At 61.8% G+C, this 7,690-nt stretch carries 9 protein-coding genes; all 9 read right to left on the bottom strand.

Annotated elements, in window-relative coordinates; genetic code table 11:
• On the bottom strand, positions 1-801 hold an 801-nt coding region (locus Q7T64_RS09815; protein ID WP_304795019.1), incomplete at its 3' end, for an MCP four helix bundle domain-containing protein.
• 252 nt (positions 802-1,053) lie between these two features.
• Positions 1,054-2,055 (bottom strand): tRNA dihydrouridine(20/20a) synthase DusA, encoded by a 1,002-nt coding sequence (gene dusA, locus Q7T64_RS09820; protein ID WP_304795021.1) that lies wholly within the window; start codon positions 2,053-2,055, stop codon positions 1,054-1,056.
• Positions 2,056-2,177: 122 nt separating this feature from the next.
• A complete protein-coding gene (locus Q7T64_RS09825; RefSeq protein WP_304795023.1) occupies positions 2,178-2,660 on the bottom strand; it encodes a hypothetical protein in 483 nt (160 codons plus the stop codon).
• On the bottom strand, positions 2,660-3,070 hold the full coding sequence (locus tag Q7T64_RS09830; protein WP_304795025.1) for a copper-binding protein: 411 nt from the start codon (positions 3,068-3,070) through the stop codon (positions 2,660-2,662). The genes Q7T64_RS09825 and Q7T64_RS09830 overlap by 1 nt, the downstream gene beginning before the upstream one ends.
• On the bottom strand, positions 3,067-3,579 hold the full coding sequence (locus Q7T64_RS09835; RefSeq protein WP_304795027.1) for a cupredoxin family protein: 513 nt from the start codon (positions 3,577-3,579) through the stop codon (positions 3,067-3,069). The genes Q7T64_RS09830 and Q7T64_RS09835 overlap by 4 nt, the downstream gene beginning before the upstream one ends.
• A gap of 20 nt (positions 3,580-3,599) precedes the next feature.
• On the bottom strand, positions 3,600-4,997 hold the full coding sequence (locus Q7T64_RS09840) for a copper oxidase (RefSeq protein WP_304795035.1): 1,398 nt from the start codon (positions 4,995-4,997) through the stop codon (positions 3,600-3,602).
• Between the two features lie 47 nt (positions 4,998-5,044).
• A complete protein-coding gene (locus tag Q7T64_RS09845; RefSeq protein ID WP_304795029.1) occupies positions 5,045-6,451 on the bottom strand; it encodes a TolC family protein in 1,407 nt (468 codons plus the stop codon).
• The gene (locus Q7T64_RS09850; protein WP_304795031.1) at positions 6,448-6,747 is read right to left on the bottom strand and encodes a hypothetical protein; all 300 of its coding nucleotides are present in this window, start codon (positions 6,745-6,747) and stop codon (positions 6,448-6,450) included. The genes Q7T64_RS09845 and Q7T64_RS09850 overlap by 4 nt, the downstream gene beginning before the upstream one ends.
• A gap of 724 nt (positions 6,748-7,471) precedes the next feature.
• A partial coding sequence (locus Q7T64_RS09855) for a hypothetical protein (protein ID WP_304795033.1) occupies positions 7,472-7,690 on the bottom strand: 219 nt, incomplete at its 5' end.

Below are 7,690 nucleotides of genomic sequence, written 5' to 3' on the forward strand. Positions count from 1 at the left end.
CAGGCTGTTGCGCATTTCGCGCACTTCCATCAGCAGGCTGCCCTGGGTTGCGCTGCTGGTGTCGATCGAGATCGACAGGTCGCCGTGGGCGATGCTGCTGGCAATGCGCGCCGTGTAGTCGGGCTCGCCGCCGAGCTGCTTGATCAGGCCGCGGGTAATCGTCACGCCGGCCAGCAGGCCCAGGAACACGGCAACGCCGCCCAGGATCAGCATGGTGTTGCGCGCGGTGCTGTACGCGGCTTCGGCTTCGGAGGCTGCCTGCTTGGTCAGCTTGTCTTCCAGTGCAGCGAGCTGCTCCAGCGCGGCCATCCATTTTTTCTGGTTCGGGCGAATTTCGCGGATCAGGACCTTGGTCGCATCTTCCGCCTTGCCACTCATCCACAGTTCAGAGGCCTTGGCGATCGCCGGCATGGCAGCCGCTTCCGATTCCTTGGCCTGGGCCAGCAAGGCCTTTTCCTGCGGCGTGGTCGATGACTCGCCGGCAAACTTGTCCGAGAGCTTCTTTTGCGCGTCGGCATAGCTCGCGGCCAGTTCGTTGACGCGCTTCATCTCCGGTTCCATATCGTCCGGCTCCACCAGCAGCGTCAGGATGCGCAGCGACGTGATGCGGTCGGCGACGTTGGCGCGCATCTCGATCACGAGACGGTTCACCACGTTGTTGACGGTCACGACATTGTCCAGGCGGTCCTGGATCTGCTTCATGTTCATGATCCCGACCACTGTCACAGCCACCAGGAAAAACAGAACCAGGGAAAAACCAAGACCGAGTCGGGTACCGACCTTCATATTGGATAAATTCATTTCGTGTCTTTTCAATTAACTAGTAAGCAGGTTCGGGGATCGTCCTGGCCCCGGCGCCGCCAGGTCCTGACTCTCATCTCAGTGAGAATCTGCGTAATTTCACTCAGGATAAATCAAAAAATGACTGCGGATGCAAATATATAGGTTCTCAGATGAATTGTTTCACCAGAACAACACTTTAGGAGGAAAATCAATGCTTTAATCCATAAGGCATACCGAATTATAGGGTCTTTTTTTTCCGCAAAGCAAGCTTTAATCGGTTTGGCCAGGGCCGCGCATGCCGGCAAACGCTTCCAACAGCAGTGCCGGGTCGGCGCCGGCCAGCTTTTTGGAATCGGAAAGGACTTGGCGGAAGGCCCGGGCGCCGGGCAGCCCGGCCATCAGGCCCAGCATATGGCGCGTGATGCTGTTGAGCTTGAGTCCGCGCGACCCGAACTGGTCCAGCTGCGACTGTATATAAGGGATCATGGCGGCCAGCACTTCCTCGCGCGTTTTCACGGGCGTGGCGTCGCCGTAGAAGCGGGCGTCGTAAGTGGCCATGGCGTAGGGATTATGATAAGCCTCGCGCCCCAGCATCACCCCGTCCACGTGCGCCAGGTGCCCGGCGATCTCGTCGTCGGACTTGATGCCGCCGTTGATGATGATCTCCAGGTCAGGAAACTCGCGCTTGAGCTGGTAGGCCACCTCATACTTCAGCGGTGGAATCTCACGGTTTTCCTTGGGCGAGAGGCCCTTCAGGATGGCGTTGCGGGCGTGCACGATAAAAGTGCGGCAACCGGCGTCGGCGATGGTGCCGACGAAATCGCGCACGAAATCGTAATCTTCATTGCGGTCGATGCCGATCCGGTGCTTGACCGTCACGTCGATCGAGACGGCATCGCGCATGGCTTTCACGCAGTCCGCCACAAGTTGCGGCTCTGCCATCAGGCAGGCGCCGAAAGCGCCCTTTTGAACGCGCTCTGACGTGCAACCGCAATTCAGGTTGAACTCGTCATAGCCCCATTGCTGGCACAGCCTGGCGCATAGCGCCATGTCCTGCGGCTCGCTGCCGCCAAGCTGCAGCGCAAGCGGATGTTCGCCGTCGGAGAAATCGAGGTGGCGCGCAACGTCCCCATGCAGCAAGGCGCCGGTGGTCACCATCTCGGTGTACAGCCAGGTATGCCGCGTGACCTGGCGGTGGAACATGCGGCAGTGGCGGTCGGTCCAGTCCATCATGGGCGCGACGGATACTGTGCGCGGGGGCAAATTCTTCATAAATTCCGAAATACGACAGGCAGTGCACACATTGTGCAGGCAAAGGCGGCCTATTATTCCACACTGCCTGCACTGCCCGGCGTCGATGCGGCCGGCCCGGACTGCCAGCCGCCGGCCGCTTGCTATTTGGCCGGAGCCGGCTTGCCCATCTGCTCGCGCATGATCTGCAAGTCTTGCTGCATCATGGTCATGCGGTTTTCCATCATCCTGACCATTTGCGCGCGCTGCTCGGGCGACTTTGACATCATGTGCTGCTCGATCATGGCCCGGCGATCGACAGGCGCCTTGCCATCGGGCTTGGCGCCATGCATCTGGCCATGCATTTTTTCATGCATCTGGCCATGCATTTTTCCGTGCATCTCCCCTTGCATTTTCCCGTGCATCTCCCCGTGCATCGGGCACATTTCCATGCCCCCCGCACCGGCCATCATTCCCTTGCCCATCGCGCCGTGTCCTGCTTGCGGCGCGCCGGCCGCCCTGGCCTGGGCTTGGTGGGCTGCATGGTCATGGCCGCTATTTGCGGTCGTGGCAGTCGTGCAGCCGGCAACAAGCAATGCGCCTGACACAGCAGCCAGGGCGATGTATCGCTGGGATTTATTTGACATCATGTTCCTCCGTTGGTTAGCTTGCGAATAATGGTGACGACGTACTGGCCTTCTATTTTCTCTGCGCGGAAGCGAATTTTTTCGCCCGCCGCAACTTGATCCAGCAGGGCGGGATCCTTGACCCGGAACACCATCGTCATCGGCGGCATGTCCAGGTTCGCCAATGGACCGTGCCTGATCGTGAGTTTGCCCTGCTCCTTGTCGACCTTGCGGATTTCGCCATCGGACAGCGCAGCGTCGGCGTTGCTGGCGTTGCCGCCGTCGCTGACCACGCCAGCCCCACTGTTGCTTGCCGGCGTCGCGGCTGTCGCCGGATGATGCGCATCGTTTGCCTGCACCGCCGACAAGGGCGCAGCCAGGCACAGCGCCAACGCCGCCTTCAAGAGATTTGGATATTGTGCAGTCTTCATGATTGACGTCCCTTTACGATGATTGTTCCGACCATGCCAGATTCAAAATGTCCCGGCAGCAAGCAGCCAAAATGAAAAGTGCCGGCCTGGTTGAACTGCCAGACCATCTGTTCCGTCTTGCCGGGGGCGACATGGGCCATGTAAGGGTCCTCATGTTCCATGCCAGGATGTTTTTTCATCAGCTCGCCATGCGCCTTGAGCTGCGCCATCGTGCCCAGCACCATCTCGTGCATGATCTTGCCCTTGTTGGTGACGACGAATTTCACCGTGTCGCCCTGCCTGATTTCCAGCGACGCCGGCGAGTAGCGCATGTTGTCGCCCATGTCCACGCGTATGGTCCGCACGACGGCCTTCGGGTCGCCTTCCCGACCAAAACTATGTTGCTCCTTGTCGATCACACGGGCGGCAGGGTGCTTGGCGGCGGCGCCGTCGCCGTGGGCCAGCGCCGCACCGGCGGCGAGCAACAGGGCCAGGCCCGCCATCGGGATTGCTGCAAATTGTCGTTTCATTCCATGCTCCTTTACTGTTTTCAATGTCCTGCGTGGCCAAGCGGCTTGCGCACCGTGACCTCCACCGGTTTGGTCTTGCTGGCCAGCGGCATCGACTGCCCGCCGGCCGAACTGTTGCGGCTGGCTGCCGGCAGCGCGCCGGTCCATTCATAAGCGACGGTGCCGGCCGGATGGCGGTACCAGCCGTGGTCGCTGTAGTCGCCCGGCTTTTGCTCCTTGCGCACTTTGACGATGGTGAACATGCCGCCCATGCCGACGCCGCCAAACGGACCTTTGCCAGTCATCATCGGCAAGGTGTTGTCCGGTAGCGGCATTTCCATGCTCTCCATGTCGGCCATGCCGCGCTCGCCCATCACCATGTAGTCCGGCACCAGCTTGTTGATTTTTTCGGCAACGCCCTTGTGGTCGACGCCGATCAGGGTCGGCAGGTTGTGCCCCATGGCGTTCATGGTGTGGTGCGACTTGTGGCAATGGAATGCCCAGTCGCCGAGGTCGGTGGCGTCGAATTCAATGGCGCGCATCTGCCCCACTGCAATATCGGCCGTGACTTCCGGCCAGCGCGAGGCCGGATTGGTCCAGCCCCCATCGGTGCCGGTGACGGTAAATTCATGGCCGTGCAGGTGGATCGGATGGTTGGTCATGGTCAGGTTGCCGACCCGGATGCGCACGCGGTCGCCCTGCCGCACATTCATGGTGTCAATGCCCGGGAACACCCGGCTGTTGAAGGTGAACAGGTTGAAGTCCAGCATGGTGTTGACGCGCGGGGTGTAGCTGCCGGGGGTGATGTCGTAACTGCCCAGCAGGAACACGAAATCACGGTCGACCTTCATGAAGTTCGGGTTTTTAGGATGGGTGATCCAGAAGCCCATCATGCCCATTGCCATCTGCACCATCTCATCCGCATGCGGGTGGTACATAAAAGTGCCGGGCCGCTTGGCCTCGAATTCATAGACAAAAGTCTTGCCGGCCGGGATTCCCGGCTGCGTCAGGCCGGTGACGCCATCCATGCCGTTTGGCAGCCGTTGCCCATGCCAGTGCACGCTGGTGTGCTCGGGCAACTTGTTGGTGACGAAGATGCGCACGCGGTCCCCCTCCACCACCTCGATGGTCGGGCCCGGTGACTGGCCGTTATAGCCCCACAGGTTGGCTTTCATGCCGGGCGCCATTTCACGCACCACCGGCTCCGCAACCAGGTGGAACTCCTTGACGTTATTGTTCATGCGCCAGGGCAGCGACCAGCCATTGAGCGTCACCACCGGGCTGAACGGGCGCCCTGTCTGCGGCATCGGCGGCGGCTGGGTTGCCGGTCCGTTTGCAACCACCGCCTCCGGCAGCGACGCCGCGCCGACCCGACTCACCAGGCTGGCGCTGACGGCAACGGCGCCGGCTCCCTTGAAAAAATTCCTGCGCGAAATCAGCTTGTCCATCGTTCGTTTCCTTTTTTCCGTATCCACATGCCGGCCGTTCAATGGCCGCCGGCGGCGCTGGCACTGGCCGCCGCAGTGCGCGTGCGCATCGCTGTGCCGGTGCTGCCGGATCCGTTAATGGCGGCTTGCAAGTCGATCTCTGCAATCCAGAAATCGCGTTGCGCCTCGATCGCGGCGCTTACCGCATTGACCTGGTCGCGGGCGTCAGCCAGCAACTCGAAGGTGCTCGACAGCATGCCGTTGTAGCGCAGCAGCACCTCGTCGGAAATGCGCTTGCGCAGCGGCACGACCTGGTCCCGGTAATGGCGAGCGACATCGTAAGTCGTACGGTAAGCCGCGTAGGATTCACGTACTTGCGAACGGGCGCGTATGGCGGTGTCGGCGGTACGGTGCAAGGCTTGCATGTAGAGCGCTTCGGCCTTGGCCTTGCGCGCGGTGCCCCAGTCGAATATCGGCAACACCAATTCGACCTCGTAACCATTGGATCGGCTCTTGCCGGTTTCACTCTTGTTCTTGTAGCCGAAATCGAGCACGTTGACGAAGGCCGTGGCGCGGGTCAGGCCAAGCGCGGCGGCAGTTGCTTCGGACTCCTTCTTTGCCACTTGTATGTCAAGCCGCTGCGTCATGGCCTGCGCTTCGGCATTGTCGCCCTGGGCCGGCGCTTTGGGCAGGTCCGGCAGGCGTTCGGGCAGGGTGAACGCGACCCGCTCGCCCCACAGGCCCATCAAGCGTGTCAGTTGCTCGCGCGCGGCGACGTCGTTCTGGCGCGCCCGCGCAAACTGGGCTAGCGCCTCAGCATGGAACACTTGCTCGCGTGCTTCGTCGAGCTTGCTCCAGTTACCGACCCGCGCCAGGCGTTTGCCCAGTTCAGCACCGGCTGCTGCGGCTTCCACCACTTGCTCGAAATAGTGCGCCACCTGGCGCGCGGCAATGGCATTGAAGTAAGCACGACGCACGTCGGCCGCCAGGTTCACTGCATTGCCGGCGGTGATCAACTGGGCTGATTCAAAGCGGCGGCGTTCGATGCCGGAGCGCATCGGTATCGTCAGCAGGCCGGCCAGGTCAAAAAAGATGCTGCGCTCGATTTCCACATCGCTGCCATTGTGCGATCGGCCAAACGAAAAGCCGGGATTGCGCATGCGGCCAGCCTGCACCAGGTCAGCTTCGGCAACACCGAGTTCGGCCAGTGCGCCCTGCAATGCGCGGTTGTTCAGCAAGGCCACCGCGACGGCGCCGTCGGCCGTCAGCGGCTTGGCCAATAGCGCGTCGGTGGTGGCGCTGGCCTCTGTCGCTGTCGCACCGTCCTGTCGGACGAGCTTCTGGCCGGTGCGGGCCTGGGTCAGGTCGGATACGCCCGAGATGCCGCCGTCTGCAGAAAAGCTGGCGCAGCCGGACAGGAATACCAGGGACAGGGCAGCGGCCAGGGGCTTGGGTGCGAAGTTCATGATCCCTGCCCCCGGTTTCCGTGCTGGTGTGCCGGTGGCGGCGGTGCTGCCGCTGGTGCTGGTGCGGTGGCCGTGGCTTTTGGTACGGGCATCATCTGGCGGTTGTGCAAGATCCAGGATTTGTCGGGGGATGCTTGTGCAGTTTCCGGCGCGGTCTGGTCGCTGGCAAATACGGAAACGTAGGCGACCGGCCGGCCGCTGGCAGCGGGGTTGGCCGGATCAGGTTGTTGCTGGGCCATGACGGCCATTGGCCACATGGCCAACAGGATGGCGATACGCCGCGAATTGGGAGACATCATTTCCTCGATATCGTTTTGGCAGGCGTGCAAAGGCACGCACTGCGGGCCGCATGGGCGCAAATGATGCGCCCGGCGGGTCAGCGATCAGGTGGAAATGGTTCTGGGAGGTCTTTCGAGGCCGGCCAGGACGTGGCTTGCCACGTGGCCTGGGGGGGCAATCACGATTGCGCGCGATGGGCTGGGGATGGCGAGGTCGACTGCAACCGAAGGGGGTGCGGTGGCGCCGACGCAGCACAGTGCGCAGGCGCTGCAGGTGGAGGCGGATTGGTTGGCGCTTGCGTCTTGTGGTGTTGCTGCTGAAGCGTGCGCACCTGCCATTTCCATCGCCATTGCGTCAGTGTCGGTGTTGGCGGCGCTTTGATGGTGGTGGGCGTGTTGGGAATGGTCTGTGTGCTGGGCAGCGTGCGGATGCTGGGATGGTGCGTCGCGGGCGGCTGAGGCCGGCGCCGCGTTCTGGTGATGCGTCATGGCCGGCTGCCCGCGCATGGCGGCGTGGTCGGATGGGGAGCACGAGAATTGGGCGGACGCGGCGAGGCTTTGCAGCGGGAGGGCTAGCATGAGGAGCCAGAGCAATAGGGTGCGGGGCCAGCGTGTCATGGGGGGAGTATAGCGCATGGGGCGGGGGAGGATGTTGGCCGGGCGCGGTGGGGGCTGCTTGCTTGCTGCGGGGGCCCCTCGGTTTTAAATTGATGGGGTTTATTGGCTACATTCTTCTGGTTGGTTAATCGTGTTTTATTATCTCTGTTGTTAAGCGGGGTGTGCGCCCCCGCGGGCGCGTAACTCTCTTTTTGGCAGCGCCAAAAAGAAAGTCACCAAAGAAAAAGGCGCTAAAACCCATTTGGCTAACCGCGCCGCGAAAGGCAACTCGATTCGGGCTCTCGAACAATCCGGGCTGCCATTTCACGCTGGGATGCGGCAACGCGTGTGTTCTCTCAGTGGA

It is taken from the genome of Lacisediminimonas sp., from assembly GCF_030645335.1.
Classification (GTDB): Bacteria; Pseudomonadota; Gammaproteobacteria; order Burkholderiales; family Burkholderiaceae_D; genus Lacisediminimonas.